This window comes from Allobosea sp., from assembly GCF_017308015.1.
Lineage (GTDB): Bacteria > Pseudomonadota > Alphaproteobacteria > Rhizobiales > Beijerinckiaceae > Allobosea.
This window is the reverse complement of the sequence record NZ_JAFKFW010000011.1, coordinates 80,043-102,195: the sequence shown is the minus strand read 5'-3', so window position 1 is coordinate 102,195 and position 22,153 is coordinate 80,043. Positions and strand designations below refer to the sequence as shown.

General features: G+C 64.6%; 19 protein-coding genes. 16 read left to right on the top strand and 3 right to left on the bottom strand.

Annotated features, from left to right (window positions below; all coding sequences use genetic code 11):
- Window positions 1–11: 11 nt before the first annotated feature.
- From J0I42_RS11615 to J0I42_RS11560, 12 genes are read left to right on the top strand one after another with little or no spacing between them, the layout of a single operon-like run.
- Window positions 12–827: a class I SAM-dependent methyltransferase gene (locus J0I42_RS11615; RefSeq protein WP_291654992.1), complete on the top strand. Its 816-nt coding sequence runs from the start codon at window positions 12–14 to the stop codon at window positions 825–827.
- A gap of 12 nt (window positions 828–839) precedes the next feature.
- Window positions 840–1,961: a CDP-glycerol glycerophosphotransferase family protein gene (locus J0I42_RS11610; protein ID WP_291654991.1), complete on the top strand. Its 1,122-nt coding sequence runs from the start codon at window positions 840–842 to the stop codon at window positions 1,959–1,961.
- Complete coding sequence (locus J0I42_RS11605; protein WP_291654990.1) at window positions 1,958–2,746, top strand: phosphocholine cytidylyltransferase family protein; 789 nt, start codon at window positions 1,958–1,960, stop codon at window positions 2,744–2,746. Before J0I42_RS11610 ends, J0I42_RS11605 begins: the two co-directional genes overlap by 4 nt.
- A 7-nt stretch (window positions 2,747–2,753) precedes the next feature.
- Window positions 2,754–3,170 (top strand): hypothetical protein, encoded by a 417-nt coding sequence (locus J0I42_RS11600; RefSeq protein ID WP_291654989.1) that lies wholly within the window; start codon window positions 2,754–2,756, stop codon window positions 3,168–3,170.
- On the top strand, window positions 3,170–4,024 hold the full coding sequence (locus tag J0I42_RS11595; protein ID WP_291654988.1) for a formyl transferase: 855 nt from the start codon (window positions 3,170–3,172) through the stop codon (window positions 4,022–4,024). Before J0I42_RS11600 ends, J0I42_RS11595 begins: the two co-directional genes overlap by 1 nt.
- Window positions 4,021–7,035: a PEP/pyruvate-binding domain-containing protein gene (locus J0I42_RS11590; RefSeq protein ID WP_291654987.1), complete on the top strand. Its 3,015-nt coding sequence runs from the start codon at window positions 4,021–4,023 to the stop codon at window positions 7,033–7,035. The genes J0I42_RS11595 and J0I42_RS11590 overlap by 4 nt, the downstream gene beginning before the upstream one ends.
- A gap of 3 nt (window positions 7,036–7,038) precedes the next feature.
- A complete protein-coding gene (locus J0I42_RS11585) occupies window positions 7,039–7,668 on the top strand; it encodes a gamma-glutamyl-gamma-aminobutyrate hydrolase family protein (protein WP_291654986.1) in 630 nt (209 codons plus the stop codon).
- Window positions 7,665–9,080, top strand: coding sequence for an ABC transporter ATP-binding protein (locus J0I42_RS11580; protein ID WP_291654985.1), 1,416 nt, complete (start codon window positions 7,665–7,667; stop codon window positions 9,078–9,080). The genes J0I42_RS11585 and J0I42_RS11580 overlap by 4 nt, the downstream gene beginning before the upstream one ends.
- 15 nt (window positions 9,081–9,095) lie before the next feature.
- Window positions 9,096–9,992, top strand: coding sequence for a class I SAM-dependent methyltransferase (locus J0I42_RS11575; protein ID WP_291654984.1), 897 nt, complete (start codon window positions 9,096–9,098; stop codon window positions 9,990–9,992).
- A 7-nt stretch (window positions 9,993–9,999) separates the two neighbouring features.
- Window positions 10,000–11,958 (top strand): asparagine synthase (glutamine-hydrolyzing), encoded by a 1,959-nt coding sequence (gene asnB / locus J0I42_RS11570; protein WP_291654983.1) that lies wholly within the window; start codon window positions 10,000–10,002, stop codon window positions 11,956–11,958.
- Window positions 11,955–12,584, top strand: coding sequence for an imidazole glycerol phosphate synthase subunit HisH (gene hisH, locus J0I42_RS11565; RefSeq protein WP_291654982.1), 630 nt, complete (start codon window positions 11,955–11,957; stop codon window positions 12,582–12,584). The genes asnB and hisH overlap by 4 nt, the downstream gene beginning before the upstream one ends.
- A 41-nt stretch (window positions 12,585–12,625) precedes the next feature.
- Entirely contained in the window at window positions 12,626–13,387 is a 762-nt protein-coding gene (locus J0I42_RS11560; protein WP_291654981.1) for an AglZ/HisF2 family acetamidino modification protein, read from the top strand.
- Here J0I42_RS11560 and J0I42_RS11555 read toward each other — a convergent pair.
- Window positions 13,374–14,654: a glycosyltransferase gene (locus J0I42_RS11555; RefSeq protein WP_291654980.1), complete on the bottom strand. Its 1,281-nt coding sequence runs from the start codon at window positions 14,652–14,654 to the stop codon at window positions 13,374–13,376. The two genes, J0I42_RS11560 and J0I42_RS11555, sit on opposite strands and share 14 nt — an antisense overlap.
- Window positions 14,655–14,689: 35 nt before the next feature.
- Between J0I42_RS11555 and J0I42_RS11550 the strand changes: the two genes are divergently transcribed.
- The 4 genes from J0I42_RS11550 to J0I42_RS11535 all read left to right on the top strand — a co-directional run bounded on the left by J0I42_RS11550 (window position 14,690) and on the right by J0I42_RS11535 (window position 19,915).
- Window positions 14,690–16,084, top strand: a complete 1,395-nt coding sequence (locus J0I42_RS11550) for an N-acetyl sugar amidotransferase (protein ID WP_291654979.1) — start codon at window positions 14,690–14,692, stop codon at window positions 16,082–16,084.
- The gene (locus J0I42_RS11545) at window positions 16,081–17,469 is read left to right on the top strand and encodes a glycosyltransferase (protein ID WP_291654978.1); all 1,389 of its coding nucleotides are present in this window, start codon (window positions 16,081–16,083) and stop codon (window positions 17,467–17,469) included. The genes J0I42_RS11550 and J0I42_RS11545 overlap by 4 nt, the downstream gene beginning before the upstream one ends.
- Before the next feature lie 165 nt (window positions 17,470–17,634).
- Window positions 17,635–19,299, top strand: coding sequence for a GMC family oxidoreductase (locus J0I42_RS11540; RefSeq protein WP_291654977.1), 1,665 nt, complete (start codon window positions 17,635–17,637; stop codon window positions 19,297–19,299).
- An 88-nt stretch (window positions 19,300–19,387) separates the two neighbouring features.
- Window positions 19,388–19,915, top strand: a complete 528-nt coding sequence (locus J0I42_RS11535; RefSeq protein ID WP_291654976.1) for a hypothetical protein — start codon at window positions 19,388–19,390, stop codon at window positions 19,913–19,915.
- Here the strand turns inward: J0I42_RS11535 and J0I42_RS11530 are convergent.
- Together J0I42_RS11530 and J0I42_RS11525 are read right to left on the bottom strand one after the other, a co-directional pair.
- The gene (locus J0I42_RS11530) at window positions 19,912–21,132 is read right to left on the bottom strand and encodes an MFS transporter (protein WP_291654975.1); all 1,221 of its coding nucleotides are present in this window, start codon (window positions 21,130–21,132) and stop codon (window positions 19,912–19,914) included. The two genes, J0I42_RS11535 and J0I42_RS11530, sit on opposite strands and share 4 nt — an antisense overlap.
- 18 nt (window positions 21,133–21,150) lie before the next feature.
- On the bottom strand, window positions 21,151–22,122 hold the full coding sequence (locus tag J0I42_RS11525; RefSeq protein ID WP_291654974.1) for a D-2-hydroxyacid dehydrogenase: 972 nt from the start codon (window positions 22,120–22,122) through the stop codon (window positions 21,151–21,153).
- Between the last annotated feature and the right edge of the window lie 31 nt (window positions 22,123–22,153).

Genomic DNA, 22,153 nt, shown 5'->3' with positions numbered 1-22,153 from the left:
CAAGAAGCACCATGATCCCGGTTTTCGTCCGCCGCTATTTTTCAGCAGACCAGCGCCGCTGGCCTCTCGCGCTCAAGCTCTCGTCGCGCCTGAACGATTTCGGCGTCAAGATGGTCGCGCTGAGCCGCGAGCTCATGAACGCGATCTATGCCGATGATCGCGGACTGAACGACCGCGATCCCGTCGTGCGCCTGCGCGGCCTCAACGCCGCGATCAACGACACGCTTCGCCGGCAAGCGCAGGAATACAAGAGCTATACCTATTTCAACGGCTATCCCTATCAGGGCCTCGGGCTCCTGAACGTGTTCGGGGACCGGCTCGCCGATCCGCGCTTCGACGAATACGAGCTGAGGAAGTTCATCAGCGAGAAGGACAACGTCCTCGACATCGGGTGCTCCTGCGGCTTCATCGCGCTGATGGCGGCTTATCGGACCGGGTGCCGCGCCCATGGCATCGACATCAACCCCTATATGATCGAGATCGGCCGTCTCTGCGCGGACCATCTCAATGTCGGGAGCCTCGTCTCCCTGGAGGCCGTCCGCATTCAAGAATACGCGGCCAAGGAACCGTTCACCGTCGTTCTGTCCTTCGCGACGCACTGGACCGACGACGAGAATTACCGGGTGTCGATCCGGGACCATATGGAGCGGATGCACTCCTATCTCGCGCCGGACGGGCTGCTCCTGTTCGAAACCCATGCGGCCGATCCCGGCCAGGCCGATTTCTACGCGGCGATGGAAACCGTGCGCGACCTGTTCTCGTGGGACGGCGTCTTCAAGAAGACGGAATCCGGCCTGCGCGAATTCTACGTGATGAGAAAGATCTGACAGGCACGGATCGTGGAACGCCGCCTCCTGCAAGCGATGCGCCGCTTCTTCGGAAGGCCGGGCCATGGCGTCGATGTCGATTTCTACGCATCGAGCTGGATCGACGAGATCTGGGTCCGCAGCACGATCGCGGCCTGCCTCGCCCGCGGGCTCAAGCTGCGGCTGGTGCTCTCGGGCGGGCCGGGCGCGGCGCCGCAGGCGCTCAAGGACCGCTATGCTGCGCTTGGGGTTTCGCTGATCGAGACCTCGAATATCGAAGAGCTACACAAGCTCCGGATGCGACTAGTCGTCACCGCGTCGAGCGGCATTCCCAGGGCGTTCTTCGGGCCGTCGCTGCGGCGGTTCGTTCACATGCCGCATTCGCTGGTCAGCCTGCACATGATCTATCCGGGCGATGCGTTCGACGATTACGACGTGCTGTTTGCGGCCGGCCCGCATCATACCCGCGAGTGGGAACTGATCCGTGCGCGCCATGGCCTGGCGCCGGGGCTGTCCGTGGATGTCGGCTACGGAAAGATGGACCCGCTCGCCGATGTGCTCAAGGCGGCTGGCCCCTCCAAGCCCCAACGGCATGTGCTTCTGGCACCCTCCTGGGGCGAGGCCAATCTGCTGCGCAGTATGGGTCCGCAGCTCGTGGCCGGGCTCTTGGCGGAAAGCCTGCAGGTCACGCTGCGACCACATCCGAGCTTCTTCCTCAAGCAGGAGCCGGAACTGGCCGCAACGCTGGAAGCCGCGGCCGGCAACCCCCGCTTCGTCCTGGAAACCTCGACCGATATCGTCCAGACCGCGATGCTGAGCGCGGATGTGCTGGTGACCGACTATTCCGGCATCGCCTTCGAATACGCCGCATTGCGGCACCGGCCGACGGTCTTCGTCGACCTGCCCAAGAAGGTGCTGAACCCGGATTGGCAGGAGATCGCGTCCGAACCGGTCGAAATCGCGCTGCGCGCGCGGCTCGGCGCCATCGCAGCCTGCAATCTTGGCGATGCGATGCAGGCGATCCTCACGGCGATCGAGGTGCCCCCGCCTCCGGAGGCCATTGCGGCCGTCGTACCCGATTTCCTCTATGAACAAGCCCATGTCGGCGAGCGCGCCGCGGCCAGCCTGATCGCCTTGATGAAGGACCTCCGATGACCTCACCGCGTGCCGTCATCCTCGCCGCCGGCTTCGGCTCCCGGCTGAGGCCGCTCACCGACACCGCTCCCAAATGCCTGACGCCCCTGGCCGGGGAGAGCCTGCTGTCGCGTCAGTTGCGGACGCTCGCCGCGGAGGGGGTCGACGACATCTCGATCGTGGCCGGGCATCTTGAGGATCGGATCCAGCTTCCGGGTCTGAAGAAGGTCCTGAATCCGGACTATGAGCGCACCAACATGGTGTCGTCGCTCTTCTGCGCACGTCATCTTCTCGACGGATCGCGCGACCTCCTGATCTGCTATGGCGACATCGTCTACCAGCGCACGGTCCTGGCCGCGCTGCTTGCGGTCGATGCCCCCGTCGCCGTGGCGGTCGACCGGGGCTGGCGCGACCTGTGGAGCCTGCGCATGGACGATCCGCTCTCGGATGCGGAGACACTCAAGATCGGACCGGCCGGCGAACTGGTCGAGCTCGGCCGCAAGCCCCAGAGCTACGCCGACATTGAAGGCCAGTACATTGGCCTGATAAAGCTCAGGGCCGATGCCCAGCGCGGCATCGTCGATCTCTACGACAAGCTCGACCCCGTCGGCCCGCATGACGGCCGGGACAAGGCGAACATGTTCATGACGTCCTTCATCCAGGCGATGATCAACGCAGGAATCGAGGTGCGTCCGGGCTTCTTCAACCGCGGCTGGCTGGAGATCGACAGCCTGGCCGATTACGAGGCCTATAACGGCCTCGCGCAAAGCGGCGAATTGCTGGCCTTCTATGACGATCGCCGCTGAAAGGCCCGTGGTCACAGCCGGCACCCCGGAGGCGCTGCGGGAGATGCTCGCGGCGGCGCTCAAGTCGCTCGCGTCGCCCGAGCAGCCCGCGACCGAGGGGATCATCCTCGATCCCGCCCTGCTGACGGCCGACGATGCAGCCGTTGCCGTGCTGGAACAATTGTCGCGGAAGGTCGAGGTTGGCCGCCGGCTTCGGGCTGCCTATATCGACGGCTTCGGCAAGCCCGTGGATGACAGGCCGGTACGGGCCGAGGTGTCGACCTATCTCGCCTGTCTGTTCGTGTTCGCCGGCCTCGTACGCGGCGACTGGAAATTTCTGAACACCGCCATGAAAATGCAGGACGGCATTCTCATCGACAGGCCCATCGCCCTTCCCGCCGCCTTCGAGAGTGCCCTGCGCGTCTCCCTCGGCGAAGCCCCGTGATGCAGACCATCGATCTCGGAATCGTCGCGGACCGCTTCTGTTCGACGTCGCGCACCTATCTGACCTATCTCAGGGCCGCGGGCTATCGGGTCCGGCTCGTGCTGCTGACCGATTTCACCGGCCCTTTCCGGCACAGGCAAGGCCTGCGCGGGCAGTTCGACCGGCTCGTCGCGCCACTACTGAAACAGCGGCGCAGGCTGCCGGACCGGCATTTCGACGACGGTTTCCGGGCGCTCTGCGAGGCCATGCAGGCCGTCGTTCCGCACCCGGTCGACTATTTCGGCGCCTTCGATTGGTCGAAACATGCTGAACAGGTTCTGCCCTTCGTCGCCGAGGATTATGACGACAGGGACCTGCACGAGCGGCTGATGAAGGCCGGCATCCCCGTCTGGCTCTACACCAATGGCGGCAGGGTTCCGCCGGCGCTGCTCGACCGGCCGGGCTTCAGGATGATCCATATCCACCCCGGCGTGGTTCCGCATGTGCGGGGCTCGGACGGCCTGTTCTGGTCGTTGCTGACGCGCGGGCGGCCAGGGATGAGCTGCTTCTACATGAATCCCGGAATCGATACCGGCTCGATCATCCGCACGCGGGAGTTCGAACGGCCGACCATGCCGTTCCTGAAGGAGGCGATCGAGCAGCGTCCGGACGTCGTTTATTCGGCCCTGCTCTACGCCTATGACCCGCATCTGCGCGCTCAGCTTCTTGCCGATGTCGTCGCGGCCTGCGGAGGCCGGGACCTCGCCTTGCTGCCGAACACGCCGCAGGATCCCGAGAGCGGACGGAATTTCTACTGGATGCATGCCCGCCTGCAGCGCAAGGCAATGCGCCTTCTCAGTGATGGAACACCATGAAGCCGCGCGTCATCATTCTTGGCGCCGGCCGGCCCTTTCACGGCGAGAGCCACAGCTCGCTGAGGGCGGTGAGCCGGCGCGGCAACGTGCTCGACTGGCTGCTCTCGACCCTGTCGCCGCTCGGCGACGACGTCCATTTCGTCGGCGGATACGCCGTTACCGACATCATGGAGCGGTTCCCGCAACTGCACTATGCCGTCAATCCTGACTGGGAACGTTCGGGCAGCATCCGCTCGCTCGCCGAAGCCGGGCTGGGCTCAGGGCAGGATGTCTATATCAGCTACGCCGACATCCTGTTCCGGCCGGATCTCGTCCAGGCACTGAGCAGCACCGCTTCGCCGGAGCGGATCGGGCTCGCCGTGGATTCGTCGCGCCGGACGGCGCGCCGCACCAGCCGCGAGGTCGTCCTGTTCGGCCCGGACGGCCAGCCATCCGCTTTCGGGCGGGCAGCCGAGCTCGATAAGGCCGTGCATGACGTCGTCGGCTTCATCAGGATCCCAGCCTCTCGCGTCGAGGCCGCGGCCGATGCTCTCGCCGCCACGCTGACGAAAGACCCCAAGGCCCATCTCACCGCCTGGCTGGAGACGCTCCGCCAGCGCGGCGAAGCCTTCAGCTTCCATGACGCGTCCGGCCACTGGACCGACCTGGACAGCGAGGCCGTTCTCGCCCGCTTCATCTTCGGCACCAAGGCCGAAACGCTGGCGCGGCTGGCGAAGGTCGTGACCAAGGCCCGGATCGCGCCGCAGGCGACGTTTTCGGTCGCAGACTGGCGCTGCGATCGGGCTGCGATCGCAGAACGTGTCCTGGCGGAGCTGCCGGCCGGCGATCTCGCCGTCCGCTCCAGCGCCCGCAACGAGGATGGCTTCAGCGAAAGCAATGCGGGCAAGTTCCAGTCCGAGCTGAACGTCGGCTTCGATGCGGAAAGCCTTGCCGCAGCGATCGAGCGCGTCATCGCATCCTATGACGAGGGCGACGATCATCAGGTCCTCGTCCAGCCGATGATCCGTAATGTCGCGCGCAGCGGCGTGGCCTTCACCCGGACGCTCGGCATCGGGGCGCCCTATCGGGTGATCAACTCCTCCGAGGGCAGCCGCACCGATATCGTGACCAGCGGCATGCGCGGAGAGAGCAGCGTCATCTACCTGCATCGGAGCGCGACCGAGCTGCCACCCGACGCGCACTCCTCACTCGCCCGCCTCGTCGAGGCGCTCGACGAGGTCGAGCGCCTGACGGAGCTGGATACGCTCGATGTCGAGTTCGCGATCGACGACGAGGGCACCTGCCATATTCTCCAGGTTCGCCCCCTGGTCATGGAGCGAGAGCGGACCGGCGACACGGACGCGCTCATCGCCCGTGAGATCGCCTATGCGCAGCAGGCGTTCCGCGACAGCCAGGCGCCGATGCCCGGCGTCGTCGGCGCCGCCACGATCTACGGCATCATGCCGGACTGGAACCCAGCCGAGCTGATCGGGATCACACCCGCTCCGCTCGCGGAAAGCCTGTACCGCCATCTCATCACCGACGAGACCTGGGCGGTCCAGCGCGCCGAATTCGGCTATCGCGATCTCCGGCATCAACCGCTCATTCGGCTGTTCGCGGGCCACCCTTACGTGGATGTCCGCGCGAGCCTGAACAGCTTCATCCCCGCCGCCATTCCCGATGCCGTCGCCCGCAAGATCGTCGAGGCAGGCATCGCCCGGCTGCGCCGCGAACCGCATCTGCACGACAAGCTGGAATTCGGGATCACGCTGACCTGCTTCGATTTCACGTTCGATTCCTGGCGGGAGCGGCTGGGTGAAGCCGGACTCGACCAAGCCGAAATCGCCGATTATCGGGCGGCCCTGGCCACAGTTACGCGCCATGCGTTCACGCGCTGCGAACGCTCATGGACTGCGCTGGAGTCCTATGCCGCGCTGCAGGAAAGACTCCTGGCGGCCGAGGGCGCCCTGTTCAGCCGGCTCCAGGCCAGCCTGCATGTCTGCCGCCGGACCGGGACTCTGCTATTCGCGCATCTCGCGCGCTGCGGCTTCGTCGCGATGTCGCTGCTCAAGAGCACCGTGCAGACCGGGTTGATCTCGGCTGCCCGCATGACCGATTTCCTCGGCTCGATCCGGACGGTGGGCCATCGCCTTCCCGAAGATGCCTGGCAGGTGCGCAAGGGCGCTCTCGGGTGGGATGAATTCGTCGCGCGTTACGCTCACCTGCGTCCGGGCACATACGATATCGGGGCGCCATCCTATGGGGAGGCACCGGAAGATTACCTGCGCCCGCTCGTCGACAACGCTGTGGAGCCATCCCACCCCTCCTTCGCCTGGTCGGCGGACGAGACCCGGAACTGGCAGAAAGCCATGCAGGCGGCAGAGCTTCCGCAAGAGATGCATGAGATCGATCGCTTCCTGCGGCGTTCGATCGAAGGGCGCGAGGAAGCCAAGTTCATCTTCTCCCGCAGCGTCTGCTCGGCCCTGAGGGACATCGCCTCCTGGGCGGAAGCCAGCGGCATCGAGCACTCCGATGCGGCCTATCTCAGCATCGGCGACGTGCTGAGCATCGGCGCGGGATCGATAGGGCCGGATGTCGACCGCCTGCGGCGCCGGATCTCGACCGCCAAGGACAGGGTGCGGCTCGTCCAGTCCATGCAATTGCCGCCGCTTCTGACCGACGCCCGTGACTTCGAGTCCTTCATCATGCCGGAGGTCGATCCGAACTTCGTCACGATGGGCAAGGCTACAGCGCGTGTCGTCCCCGTCACCAGCCTGGTGAAGGACGATGCGCTCGACGGCGCCATCGCCCTTATCGAGAATGCCGATCCCGGCTATGACTGGCTGTTCGGGCGCAAGCTCGCGGGCTTCGTCACGACCTATGGTGGGGCCAATTCACACATGGCCATCCGTGCGGCGGAGTTCGGGTTACCGGCCGCGATCGGGGTTGGCGAGATCAAGATGGACGCGTTGCTGAAGGCCGAAATCGTCGAGCTCGACTGCGCAGCACGGCGCATCATGGTGCTGAGGTAGTCGATGCTGGTCGCGCTCAGTCAACGGACCCATGAGGAAACGCGCTACAAGGAGCGCCGTGACTGCCTCGACCAGGAATGGGCGCGGCTGCTCGGCCGTCTCGGCTGCCAGATGATCGCCTTGCCCAATGCCGCGACCGATCCCCTTGCGCTGCTCGATCGGCTTCAGCCCGATGCGCTGATCCTGACCGGCGGAAGCGATCCCTTGCCCGGCAGCGAGCCGGATGCGGACCGCAACCTGCTCGAAGGGGCCATGCTGTCCTGGGCGGAGCGGCACGGACGTGTCACCATCGGCATCTGCAGGGGCATGCAGGCGATCAACCAGCGCCTCGGCGGACAGGTTCGGCCCGTGCAAGGCCATGTCGCGGCCAGCCACAAGGTTTCGGCCGCCAATGGAGCGTCGTTCCTCGTCAACAGTTTCCACGATTTCGGCATCGACCGCGCGGATCTCGCTCCCGAGCTCGAGCCATTGCTCTGGGGCAGCGACGATACCGTCGAGGCCGCGTTCCACGGCGCTCGCCCGATCACCTGCCTGATGTGGCATCCTGAAAGGACGATCGCCGAGCCGGAGCGTCAGCAGCGGCTGCTTAAAGCGATCCTGTCCGGACAGCCCTTGAAGGTCGCGCTCGGATGACGCTCCCCTCTCCGCTCCCCGAGCAGCCGGCCCTGTCGTTCTCCGGCGTCGCCAAGCTCTACAAGATGTATGCCTCGCCGCTGCAGGTCGCCGTCGACCAGCTCGGCCTGCGCCGCCTGCCTTTTCGGAAGCGGCCGGAGATTCCGGTCTTCTCCGCGCTCAGGGGCCTGAACCTGTCGATCCGCCGCGGCGAGCGGGTCTGCATCGTCGGGCGCAACGGCTCCGGCAAGACGACGATGCTCAAGCTCGCGACGGGTGCCGTCGCGCCGAGCGAAGGCGCGATCGAAAGGAACGGGACCGTCCAGGCGCTGATGAGCGTAGCGGGCGGGTTCCATCCCGACCTGACCGGCTTCCAGAACATCGAAGCCGCCCTGTCCCAGAGCGGGCTGACCGGCCAGCGCCTGAGGGACGCCATCGCCGACGTGGTCGCCTTCACGGAGCTGGGCCTGCATATCAACCAGCCCTTCGGCGTCTACTCGCTGGGCATGCAGGCACGGACCCAGTTCGCGGTGGCGACGGCCATCCAGCCCGACATCCTCGTAATCGACGAGGTGCTGGGCGCGGGAGACGGCTATTTTGCGGTCAAGTCCGCAAACCGGATGCGGGGACTGGTCGATAGCGGCTGCACGATCCTGCTCGTGTCCCACGACGCCACGCAGATCCTGCAATATTGCGAGCGCGTCATCTGGCTGCGAGAGGGGCGGGTCCACCAGGACGGCCCTGCCGAAGCCGTGCTTGCGGCTTATCAGGCGGAGATGGAGGACATCGCCGCGGCCCATGGCGGCGCGGCCGCCCGGATCGAGGAAGCGACCGATCCCTTCGACCTCCCGGCCAGCCTCGACACCGAATTCGTGGCCGAGGCCATCCGCGCTGCGGAACGGATAGACGGCGAGCCGGTCCCCATCACACGGGTGAACGGGCGGACCGTCATGTCCTATCCGGGCAAGCCGGGGTTGCGCATCGCCGGGATCGAGATGCGCGCATCCCCGGCACGGATGACCGGCCTCGTCGTCGGCGACGAGCTGGAACTGACGGTGCGGCTGTCCAGCGCCACGGGCGGCAGTTTCGCGATCACGCCGCAATTGCGGATATACTCGCTGTCCGGCGAGCGCTTTGCGTCTGCCGGAGGAGAGCTCATCAAGCTGGACGATCTTCCCGCCGGCGCGGAGACGACCTTCCGCATGGTGCTCGGCCCGCTTCTCCTCGGCGCGCAGCACTATCTGCTTTCGCTGGCGATCGATGATGCGGCGGCGAAAGCAGATAGTGCTGCGCATTACGATCTCTGGTCGCGCTTCGGCTGCCTGAACTACGCACCGAGCAATGATTCCGATCCGCCTCTCGTGCATATGAACGGAATGTGGCATTACCCTGATCGGCCGCCTGAAGACGCCCGCCTCGCGGCGCGCCAGTGAACGATGGGATCCGCCGTGATCTGCCCTTCCTGCCAGTCGGACGATCTGCTTTCGCTGAACACCTACAAGCGGAGCTGGTTCCTGTGCCATGCCTGCGGCGACGCCTTTCCGCAGCAGAAGGACCGGTATTCCCTGACGTTTCTGCCCGACCCCCATCTGAAGAAGATGAAGGAGGACGAGGCGTCGATGTATGATTACTTCACCCACCAGGATCATATCGACTACTCGATCGGCACGGCCGGCGACTTCCTGCGCCAGCATGCCGAACCGAACCGGATCGCCTTCTACGGCAAGCGCGTACTCGACATCAGTGGCGGCAACGGACATTTCCTGATGGAGATCGCCAAGCTCGGCGCCAAGGTGACGCTGACGGAGATCAACCAGCCGACCATCGACTATGCGAAGGCCACGCATGGAATCGATGTCCGCCTGTTCAATTTCAACAGCCACAGCATCCAGAGCGAGGTTCCCAAGACGTTCGATATCGTGATGGCGCGCGCCGCGATCATGTTCTGCCAGGACCTTGCGAAATTCGCGCAGGATACCCGCGAGATCCTCGCCGATGACGGGCTGTTGATCGTCAACCACAGCGTCATCCCGACGCTCGGCGTGATGCTGCGGGTCCAGCTCGACGAGTTCAGCTATTTCCGCCTGCGCCAGCCGGAAAGCGTGATCCGCACCTTCGATAAGGCCGGCTACATCCTGCAGAGCCGCGCCGACGAGACGGATCCGAGCCTCTATGTCTACGATCACGACCTGAATCGCTACTGGACCCTAGCACGATATCTGCATGAGCAGCCGGCAGTGCGGCGTTTGGTGTCGGCGGAGCGCAGCGGCAAAGCGTGCTATGCTTTCCGCGCCCGAGACAGACGGAGATCGACGATGATCTTCCGGAAACTTCCTAACGCGTGAGAAGAGAATGTGCGGCTTGGTCGCGGTCCTGGCTCCGGGACCGCTCGATACATCCACCCTCGTCCGGATGCGGGACCGCCTCGTCCATCGCGGCCCCGACGGCGCCGGACATTGGCTGGAGCGCGTCGGCGACGCCACTGTCGGGCTGGGCCATCGCCGGCTTTCGATCATCGACCTGTCGAATGCCGCGACGCAGCCCATGCTGGCAGCGGATGGCCGGATCGCGATCGTCTTCAACGGCGAGATCTTCAACTACATCGAACTGCGCGATGAGCTGAGGGCGGCGGGTGTCACGTTCCGGACCGAGTCCGATACCGAAGTGCTCGTCCAGGCCTACCTGGTCTGGGGAGAGGATTGCCTGAGGCGCCTCAACGGGCAGTTCGCCTTCGTGATCTGGGACGGAAGACGCAACGAAGCTTTCGTGGCGCGTGACCGCTACGGCGAGAAGCCGCTCTACTATGCCGCCATCGCCGGCGGCGGCCTGGCGATCGGCTCGGAAATGAAGGCGCTGTTCGCGCATCCGGGCGTGACGGTCGAGCTCGATCGGGACCGCCTGAATGTCTTCACCGGCGGGCGGGCGGATTATGCCAGCGCCGACACCCTATTTCGCGGCGTAAGCCAGCTCGAGGCGGCACATGCGATGGTCGTCTCCGCAGACGGCCGGATTCGCCGCTCCTGGCGCTACTGGCTCCCCGATTTCGGCGATGTCCGCCCGATCCGCCCGGCGGATGCCGTGGCGGAGTTCCGGGAAAGACTCATGCATGGGGTCAGGCTTCGCCTGCGCTCCGATGTACAGGTCGGCGCCTGCTTGTCAGGCGGCCTCGACTCGTCCTCGCTCGTCGGCCTCATGGCCGGACAGGGTGTCGCCCGAAAAGACCAGTTGCTTCATACGATATCGGCGCGCTTCGGCGATGATCCGACGTTGAGCGAAGGAACTCATATCGATAGCGTGCTGCGCCATTGTGGCGCCACGGGCGTCGGCATCGAGCCCGATCCGCTGCGACTGATGGAGGAGTCCCGGGCACTCCACTGGCACCAGGAGATGCCGTTCCTGTCGGCTTCCGCCTATCTCGAATGGTGCGTACATCGGGCCGCGCGCGAAAGCGGCCTGACGGTGATGATCGACGGCCAGGGCGCAGATGAACTGCTCGGCGGCTATCAGTTCTATTTCGGCGTCAAGCAGATCGACTGGCTGAACACCGGCCGCTGGTTCGAGCTGACGCGTCAGACATACCTTCACCGCCGGCATCTGATGCAGGAAGCACGGAAATATGCCGATGCCGACCGCCGGTTCAATGCCGATGCCGCCGGATCGATCCTCGACATGCTCAAGCGCGGCTTCATCGACAAAGCGCGTGTGATGCGCGGAAAGCCATCCCGGTTGGAGCCGCAACTCGAGCGCCGCATCGGGACACCCGATCCGGCGGGCGGGCGCTTCTTCCGGGCCTACCTCGCCGATGGTATGCTCCACGACATGCTGCCCAACCAGCTCGTCATGTCGGATCGCAATGCAATGGCGTTCGGCATCGAGGCCCGCTTCCCATTCCTCGACCACGAGCTGGTCGACTGGTGTAGCCATCTCCCGGACGAGATCCTCATTCGGGACGGCTGGCAGAAATGGCCGCTACGCAAGGCGATGGACGGCATCATCCCGCGAGACGTGCAATGGCGCGGCGACAAGGTCGGCTTTGCCGCGCCCCAGGATCGGTGGCTGCGCGGCGCGCTGAAGGACTGGGCCCATGAACTGCTGTTCGCCGGTCCCATCGTGGAGCAGGCGACCTACGATCGCGACGCGATCGAGACCGCATGGCAACGGCACCAGACCGGGGCCGATACCTCCTGGTATCTATGGCGCTGGATCAGCGCGAGCGAGTGGCTTAGGCTCGGTCGCGACGATGTCTGGCGCGACGGCTTCGACAATGACGATGCGCCCTCCAGCGACCCCATGCAGGTTGTCTGCGCGTGATTACAATCATTGACTATAAGATGGGGAATCTCGGCTCGATCCTCAACATGTTCAGGCGTCTGGGGATCGAAGCCAAGCTGACCGACAAGCATGAGGACATCGCCAAAGCCGACAAGCTGCTGCTGCCGGGCGTCGGCAATTTTTCGCGCTGCGCCGGCAATGTCGCTCAGATGGGATTGCGTTCGCTGCTCCGCGACAAAGTCCTCAAGAGCGGTACACCGCTGCTTGGCATCTGCATGGGTATGCAGTTACTCGGCAACGACAGCGAGGAGGGTCCCGGCGAAGGCCTTGGGCTGATCGCGGCGAGCAGCATCAAGTTTCGCCTGCAGCCCGGCGAAACCGGGCAGAAGCCGCCGACCGTCCCTCATATGGGATGGAACCATGTCGCGGCGGCCAAAGAGCACCCGGTTCTGACGGGGTTGGAAATGCCTCGCTTCTATTTCGTGCATTCGTACTGGGTCGATTGCGCCTCGCGCCAGGACGTCCTGCTGGAGTCCTCCTATGGCGGCTGCCGGTTTAATGCAGGGATCGCCAACGGCACGGTCATCGGCGTCCAGTTCCATCCCGAGAAAAGCCACCGTTACGGCATGCAGCTCCTGTCCAATTTCGCTGCATGGCGTCCCTAATGTCCGACCCGACCGGTCTTCCCCCGCTTCAGCTCCCCCCGATGCGCCCGCGCGTCATCCCGGTCCTGCTGATCAAGGATGGACTTCTGTACAAGCCGCAGGGCTTCCGTGCGCCGCGCTACGTCGGCGACCCGCGCGTGGCCGTGAAGATTTTCAACGACAAGGGCGCCGACGAACTCGTCCTGCTCGACATGAGCGCGACGCCCCAGCGCCGCGAACCGGATTACGCGCTGATCGAGGAAATCGTCAGCGAGAGCTTCATGCCGATCGGCTATGGCGGCGGGATCCGCTCGGTCGAACACGCCGCCCGACTTGCGTCGCTCGGCGTCGAAAAGGCGATCATCAACACCGCAGCCGTGGAGAGCCCGGCACTGATCGAGGAGGTATCCGCCCTCCTCGGCGCCTCCAGCACCGTGGTCTGCATCGACGCCAAGCGCAATCTGCTAGGAAACTACAAGGTCTTCACGCAGAACGGCACGCGCGCAACCGGCATGGACCCGCTGGCAATCGCCAAGGAGAGCGTGCGGCGCGGCGCCGGCGAGATCATCATCCAGGACATGAAGCGTGAAGGCTCGCTCGCGGGCTATAATCTCCCGCTGATCAAGGCCGTTGCCGACGCGGTCGATGTTCCCGTGGTCGCGCTCGGCGGCGCTGGCAGGCCGGAGGATTTCAGGATGGCAGTCGAGGCCGGTGCGGCCGCGGCGGCCGCCGGCAGCATGTTCGTCTTCCAGGGAACACATCGGGCGGTGCTGATCACCTACCCGACGCAAAACGTGCTGGACGACGTGTTCAGGCTCGGCTGACCACGTCGTCGTAGAGACCGACGAGCCGGGAGCGCTCGACATCCCAATTGAGCTCCCGGGCGGCCTCGAGGCTACGCCGCTTCAGCGTCTCGATCCGGGCGGCATCGAGACCGTTCACGGCAGCAGCGATCGCCTCCGGCGTCAGGCTCTCGGTCAGGACCCCGAAGCCGTGGCGCTCGACGAGGGCTCTCATATCGGGCAGATCCGACACGATCAGCGCCAAGCCTGCCTGCACATACTCGAAGAACTTGTTCGGGAGCGCATAGAGATTGTGCTTCGAGCTGGGTGGCAGCGTGACGATCCCGATATCGGCTTCCGTCGCCCGTGCGACCAGCTCGACCATGGGCACCGGCGGATCCAACCGCACCCGGTCGCGGATCTTCAGCCGGTCGATCGTCTGCTCGATGAGGTCCAGATAGCTGCGCTCTCCGGGGCCGCGCAGCACGAACTCGAATTCGGGACGCCAGTGCGGCACGCTTTCGAGGCAAGCCTCGATGCCGCGATTGGGTGCGAGAATCCCGTGGAAAAGGACGGAACATCGGCCGCCGACCGCCCGAAATGGCACGTCGTGGCGATCGGGAACGTTCCTGATCTCCTGCAGCGCTTCAGGGAGCCCGTAGACGCGCGCGATATCCTGACCGATGCCGGCTGAAACCGCCGTCCTGACCCTAGCGCGGGCAAGTCCGGCACCCTCGACGGCGCGAACCAGGGGCACCCGCGTCAGCTTCCAAGCCAATCTATGGCCATATTCTTCGAGTGCATATTCATGGGTATCGTACCCGACGATACCGCCATGCCGATCCGCCAGAGCCATCGCGACCGGCAGCATATGCCAATCATTGGCCAGATATACCGCCGCCTTCACGTCACGAGCCGCGGCATAGAGTGGAGCAATATGCGGGCGTCGCAAGTAATAAGCAGCGGCTTGGCCGGGGGCCATCCGGAACGAGGCCAGCCTGACATATTCCGGCAGCTTCAACAGGCGCAAAGCCAGGCGCCAGCAAGGCTGGACGAGCCGACGCAATGCGCCCGGCATGCGCGCTGCCAGCGCCCTGGCCCTGGGCGTGACCGCCTCGGTGGCGGCGCTCTGCTGCCGGCCTCCGCCAGGTGTTCTGATGGTCCAGGATGGTGCCGGAGACGCTCCTCCATCCAATCCGACGGCCGTCACCTGCCAGCCTGCGTCCGCAAATGCATCACCCTGGCGCCTCACGCGCGGATCGTCCGCGATAGCGGAAAGCGACAGGATGCAGATGGAACGCTCGGTCATAATCGGAACAAAGCTCGGAAACCCGGAGTTTTGACATGGCCGATTTTCTCCGCCATGTCACGCGAACCGCGCGCTCAGATGTATGGACAATTCCCGTGACGAAAACGTCGACCTATGTTCGCGAAACGGCGATCAACGCTCTCGACAAATTTTTCGCGGCTCATGTGAACCGTTCAATCGGAGAGAATTATAAGCCGCCGCGCCAGCGGCCGGGCGAGCAATCTTCGACGCGCTACCAGATCTGCTCCCGATGCATCATGGATACGTCTGACCCCGAAATTTCGTTTGATGAAAACGGTGTCTGCAATCACTGCATCTCCTACGACGCCACGATCGAGCAATATGTAAAACGTGGACCGGACGGCTGGGCCGAGCTGGAAGCGATCGCGCAGCGTATCCGCGACGAAGGCCGCGGCAAGAAATACGACTGCATCATCGGCCTCAGCGGCGGCGTCGATTCGACCTATGTCGCCTATGTCGTGGTGAAGAAGCTCGGCCTTCGTCCACTCGCCATCCATCTGGACAATGGCTGGAATACCGAGATCGCCGTCAGCAACATCGAGAACGTCGTCACGAAGCTCGGCATCGATCTCTATACCGAGGTGCTGAACTGGGAGGAATTCCGGGGCCTGCAGGCCGCCTTCGTCCGCTCTGGCGTTCCTGATTGCGAGATTCCGACCGATCACGCGATCACCGCCGTGCTCTATCGCGTGGCGATGGAGCAGGGTGTCCGCTTCATCATGGGCGGCTCGAACTATGCGACGGAGCAGATGGTTCCGCGCACCTGGTCGGACGGGCATTCGGACTGGCGCTATATCCGCACCATCGGGGAAAAGTTCGGAGCCGGCCCGCTTCGCACCTATCCGCACTACACGTTCTTCGACTACGCCGTGCTCTGGCCGGCGATCAAGCACATGGAGATGGTCTATGTGCTCAACTACTTCGAATACAACAAGTTCGAGGCTCTCGACCTGATGAAGTCGGAGCTCGGCTGGGTCTCCTACGGCGACAAGCACCACGAGTCGATCTACACGCGTTTCTACCAGACGCAGTATCTCTTCACGAAATTCGGCGCCGACAAGCGACGGCCGCATCTGTCCTGCCTGATCAACGACCACCGCATGACGCGAGACGAGGCGCTTGCCGCGATCCAGAAGCCGCCCATCGCCGAGGAGCAGGCCAAGATTGACCGGCAATTCGTGCTCAAGAAACTCGGCATTTCGGACGCGGAATATGAAGATTTGTTGAAGACCCCCCCGATCTCCTTGTGGGACTTCGATACCGACACGAAGTATCGACCGCGGTATTACTATCCGGCTCTCCGCTTGGCAAAGGTTGTGCAAAGCCCCGTCGCAAGTTTGAAGGGATGGTTCGTCCCCCGCGCACGCGGTGCCGTGCGGCTGCTCCGACGCAAGCTCGGTGGTGCATGACGCAGCAACCGTCTTCCGAGCATTCCGGCGCTGCGGACGCGTCCCTTGTCGTAGAGCCCAAAGCCCGAACCCAACGGGTCTGCATCATCTCGCTCACGTCCGTAGTCCAGGAGCCACGGGTTCTACGTCAGATCAGCGCCTTCCTGGAAAAGGGCTGGCTGGTGACCGTGGTCGGATACAGCCACGGCAAGCAGCCCCCAGACACATGGGACTTCATCGAAGCCGACCTCAAGCTTCTGCCGGATCGCTCCGGTCGCGTAAGACCGCCGGAAACCCGCAGAATCCGGCAAATGGTCCTCTCGGATCCCCTAGCAGCAGCACGCCGCATTTCGGAAATCCTCGTCGCTCATGCGAGGAGGGCTGTGCCGAAGCTGCGCGTGAGGTTGCCCCTAGCCTCGCCCATAGATCGTCCATGGTCATGGCGCGAGGCGCGAAAACATTTCTATCGCGACAAGGCGACGCGGAACCTGAAAAGGTACCTGATCGCGAAGGTTCCGCCGTGCGACCTCGTCATAGCGCATGACTATTTCACGTATATCCTGGCGGACGACGTCGCAAAACGACGCGGCGCGAGGCTTGGGCTCGATTGTCACGAATACGCGCTCCAGCAATATGATTACGCGAAAAATCCGGACCATGATGCGCGGAATTACTGGTTGACCGTGACACGGCCTTATGTCGATGCGTTGCAGCGCCATTGTTTCAACAGCGCGAACGTCGTCAGTACAGTATGCGACGGGATTGCCGACCTTCTGACCGCAGATTACAAGCTTGCGCAGCGGCCGGTCGTCGTCAGATCGACACCCTTCTACGAGCGGATGCCCTTCAGGCCCTGCGGCGAGACAATCGAGATCGTCTATCACGGGCTGATCACTCCCACTCGCAATCTCGATATCGCCGTGCGAGCACTGGTCTTGTGCCGCGAAGAATTCCAACTGACGATGCGCGGGCCTGCCGATCCAAACTACGATCGGGAGTTGCTGGACCTCGCCAAGCAGCTCGGCGTGGCGCATCGGTTCACGATCGCGCCTCCCGTGCCGTTCGCGGACCTCGTAGCATCGGCCAACCAGGCCGATATCGGCTATTTTGCCTTCGACGTCTTTTCCAATCAGCGAAAGTACACTCTCCCGAACAAATTCTTTGAATACATCATGTCGGGCCTGGCCCTAGTCGTGATGGATGTCCCCGAGCTTTCAAAAATCATCCGAAAGCATAAGAACGGCAAGCTTGTTGCGGAATTCGATGCCGAAACGATAGCCAATTCGATAAACAGCCTTACGCGTTGTGATATCGAAGAGATGAAGCGGAACTCTCTCAAAGCGGCAGAAAGCCTTTGCTGGGAGGTTGAGCAGAAGGTCTTCCTCGAAGGATACCGGATATCCTGAATTTGCAGGGTTACTGTCACCCTTCAGGCACCAGACAACCCCGACCCCGTATCACCTCCATCGCGCTGTGCATTTTCACCTGCTGTCACGGCAGCCGGCCTATGCCAGATTGCTCCATCACTGCCGGAGCATCGGGCAGGCTTGCAACTCAACGCAGGAACCCCAATGCCCGACCTCGCCTCCACCGACCGCCGCCTGATCGGCAGCTTCGACTATGTCGTGATCGGCGCGGGCTCGGCCGGCTGCGTCGTCGCCAACCGGTTGGCGGCCGATCCCAATATCAAAGTGCTCGTGCTCGAAGCCGGCGGCATGGACGACTGGATCTGGTTCCACATTCCGGTCGGTTATCTTTTCGCCATCGGCAATCCCCGTGCCGACTGGCTGTTCCAGACCGAGCCGCAAGCCGGGCTCGGCGGGCGGGTTCTCGCCTATCCGCGGGGCAAGGTCGTGGGCGGCTCATCCGCGATCAACGCCATGGTCTATATGCGCGGCCAGGCGGCCGACTATGAAGGCTGGCGCCAGCGCGGCCTCGCCGGCTGGGGCTGGGACGACGTGCTGCCCTATTTCCTGAAGCATGAGGACCATATCGCGCCGCCGCCGGGCGGGTTGCACAAGGCGGGCGGGGAGTGGCGCGTCGAGCATCCGCGCGTGCGCTGGGCGATCCTCGATGCGATCCGGGACGCTGCGGAAGCGGCCGGCATCGCCAAGATCCCGGACTTCAACACCGGCGACAACGAGGGCTCGTCCTATTTCCAGGTGAACCAGCGGCGTGGACGACGCTTGAGCGCCTACGGCGCCTTCCTGAAACCGCTGCTCCGGGAGAAAGAGCGCAGCAATCTCCGGCTGGAGACGCGCGTCCATGTCGAGCGCATCGTCTTCGAAGACGGGCGGGCCAAAGCCATCGAATTCACCCACGGGCTGGGTACGCCGAGCGAAGAGAAGCTTTTGGTCAAGGTCAGCGGCGAGGTCGTGCTTTCGGCCGGGGCCGTCGCCTCGCCGCTCCTGCTCGAACGCTCGGGCATCGGCGGCGGGGCGCGCCTGCAGAGCCTCGGCATCGAGACGCTGGTCGATGCGCCGGGCGTCGGCGAGAACCTGCAGGACCATCTTCAGATCAGGCCGGTCTACAAGGTCGAGGGCGTCAAGACGCTGAACAGCGACTATGCCAGGCTCTGGCGCCGGCCCCTGATGGCGCTGGAATGGGCAGCCTTGCGCACCGGCCCGCTGACCATGGCACCCTCACAGGTCGGCGCCTTCGCCAAGTCCTCACCCCAATACGCGACGGCGAACCTGCAATATCATTTCCAGCCGCTCTCGCTCGATAGCTGGGGCTCCGGGCTGCATCCGTTCGACGCCTTCACGGCAAGCGTCTGCAACCTCAGACCGACGAGCCGCGGCAGCGTCCATCTGCGCTCTGCCGATCCGCGCGACAATCCCGTGATCTCGCCGAATTATTTCGACACGGAAGAGGATCGGCAGGTCGCGATCGATGCAATGAAACTGACGCGCCGTATCGTCGCGCAGGCACCTCTCGCCCGCTTTCGGCCGGAGGAGTACACGCCCGGCGAGGCAACCCAGTCAGACGAAGCCTTGCTGGAGGCCGCCGCCAAGCTCGGCACCACGATCTTCCATCCCGTCGGCACGGCACGGATGGGCAGCGACGACGATCCCGGCGCTGTTCTCGACGAGCGGCTCAGGGTGCGCGGCGTCGAGGGCCTGCGCGTCATCGATGCTTCGGTGATGCCGACGATCACCTCCGGCAACACCGCCAATCCGACGATGATGATCGCCGAAAAGGGCGTGGCCATGCTGAAGGAAGACGCGCGCCGCTAGTACGGCCGCCGGAGCGCGCTGGCGAGGAGCGGCATGGAACGGCAGCGGCATGGAATTGCCGTAAATCCCCGCTTATGAATCACCCGCGATGACCGAGGAGCTTTCGCCTTCGCCTGCGCCGGAACGCGGTCCGCTGATGCGCGGACTGCTCGCGGTCTTGCGCGCCGTCATCACCGTCTTCGTCATTCTCGACGAACTCCTGCGGCCGCTCTACCGACCACTGCTGCGCCGGCTCGCGGACCTGCGCATCATGCGCCGGCTGGAGGAGACCGTCGCGGCCCTGCCCCGCGTCTTCGTTTTGCTGGCGCTGGCGATCCCTTTCGCCATTGCCGAGCCGCTGAAGCTGTTCGGCCTGCTGTTGTTCGCACGCGGGCAGTTCTGGGCGGGGCTCGTGGTGACCGCCTTCGCGCATCTGATGAGTTTCGTCTTCGTCGAGCGAATCTACGATGCCGGACGCGAGAAGCTTTTGAGCTACCGCTGGTTCGCCTGGATCATGGATCAGGTGGTGCGCGTGCGCGACCACATGCTCGGCTGGGTTCGGGCCACGGCGGCCTATGATCTGGCCATGCGCACACGCGACGCCGTGCGCAACTGGTGGCGGGCGGTTCGGGCCTAGACCGGGCGGCTGCGGGCAAGCAGCAAGAGCGCGCCGGCTGCGAGCGCCGAAAAGGCGATCAGAAGCAGCGTCGAAAGCATGACGCCGCCGCGCTCCAGCGCGACGGCGAAGGCGAGCGGTGCCGCCGCCTTGATGACCAGCCCGGGCGCCGAGAGCTTGCCCATGGTCGCTCCGAAGCCGACCGGGCCGAAGAGCTGAAGCGGGACGGTGCCGCGCACGATCGAGCTCAGCCCCACGCTGATGCCGAAGGCAACGGCAAAGAGCCCTGCGACGACCGGAAGCGCACCGCCCGCCAGCAGCAAAGCGAGACCCAATGGCATGAGCGAGGCCGAGGCCCAGGCGGTGGTCACCGGCGAGACGGCACGGCCGAACAGCATCTCGGCGAGGCGCCCGGCAACCTGCGAGGGGCCGAGCATCGCGCCGATGCCGACGGCGACCGCAGCGCTGAGCCCGAAGCCCTGGAGCAGCGTCAGCATATGCACCGCCATGGCCGAGACGGCGAAGCCCTGGAGCGAGAAGGCCAGCGCCAGCAGCAGGAAGGCGCGGCGACGGGTATCGCCCGTGAGATAGGCTGCCTCCGGCTCCTGCGAGCCGGAAGGGACAGCAGCGCCGGTCTCGGCGACCACCGGTCGCTTCACGCGCCCCGGCAGGAAAAAGAGATGAAGGGGCAGGCAGACCACGATCTGCGAAAGACCGTAGAGCCGGTAGACGCCGCGCCAGTCGAACATCCCGAGCAGGCTCGAGGTCAGCGGCCAGAACAGGGTCGAGGCGAAGCCGCCGATCAAGGTGAGCTGACTGATGGCGCGACGCGCCTGGCTGCCGCGGGCCTGGGTCAGTGCGGCGAAAGCGGCATCGTAGAACACCGCCGTCGTGACGGCCTGGAGTGCGACCATCGCCACCGTGTAGCTGACGATGCCACGCGCCTCGGCCAGCCCGAAAAGCGACAGGCCGGCCAGCGCGGAGCCGATGGTCATGACGAGCCGCGTGCCATAGCGATCGATCAGGCTGCCGGTGACAGGTGCGACGGCGCCGCCCAGCAGCAACCCGACAGCGAACCCGCCATAGGTCCATTCCGGCGCCCAGCCGAAATCGGCGGTCATGCGCGGCGCCAGAACGGTGAAGGCGTAGTAGAGCGCACCGTAGCCGAGCACCTGGGTAATGCCGAGCGCCGGGATCAGCGCTGGCCCACCCGGCCGAAAGAATCTGGGTGAAGCCATCGCCGCCACCTGCTCCGCTCAGACGATCTGATTGCGCAGACCCGTTTCCCCGCGTCCGAGACGCTCCAGATTGTCGAGAAGGATATCGATGACGTTGGCCTCATAGGCGCGCGTCTCTCCGGCACTGTGCGGCGTCACGATCACCTGCGGCATCCGCCAGAAGGGCGAGGTCGGCGGTAGCGGCTCATCATGGAAGCAGTCGAGCCCCGCGCCGGCGATGGCGCTGTTGCCGAGCGCATCGAGCAGGGCCATCTCATCGACGACACGGCCACGCGCGACATTGATCAGGAAAGCGGAAGGCTTCATCGCGCCGAGGATGCGGGCATCGATCAGGCCTTCGGTTTCGGGAGTCAGCGGACAGGTCAGGGCGACGAAATCGGCGTCGGCCACCGCCTCCGCGAGCTTGCCCGGATGGACGAGCGCCTCGACATGAGGCTGCGGCTCGGCGCTGCGGCGCACACCGATGACGCGCATGTCGAAGGCGCTCGCGAGCTTCGCCAACCGCAGGCCGATACGGCCGAGCCCGACGATGACCAGCGTCTTGCCGCCGAGTTCATCCTCCCGCTGCGCGGGATCGCCGATTATCCGACGCCAGAGCTGCTTCGCCTGGTTGTCGCGGGCGAAATGGAGTTGACGGGTCAGTGCCAGGATCAGCGACAGCGCATGCTCGGCAACCGCCCGCTCGTTGCTGCCCTGTGCGCTGGCGAGGCGGATGCCGCCTGCGCCGATCGCCGTCTTGTCGAACTGGTCTGTGCCGGCACTGACCGACTGAATGAGGCGCAGCTTGGGCAGACGCGGCAGCAGGTCATTGCGCCAGAGGCCGGAGATCACGAGCACGTCCGCCTCGGGCGCCTGCTCGCGCAGTTCGTCGAGGGTGCGGAGCTCGAAGCTCTTCACCGCACGGCCGCGCCTCAGGAACTCGTCCCGGAGCTGATAGGCGCTATGAGCGAAGCCGATCGTCAGCTCGCCTTCCGGCGGCAGGAATGCCATGCGGTGTCTCTCCCCGATTCCTTGAGCGGTC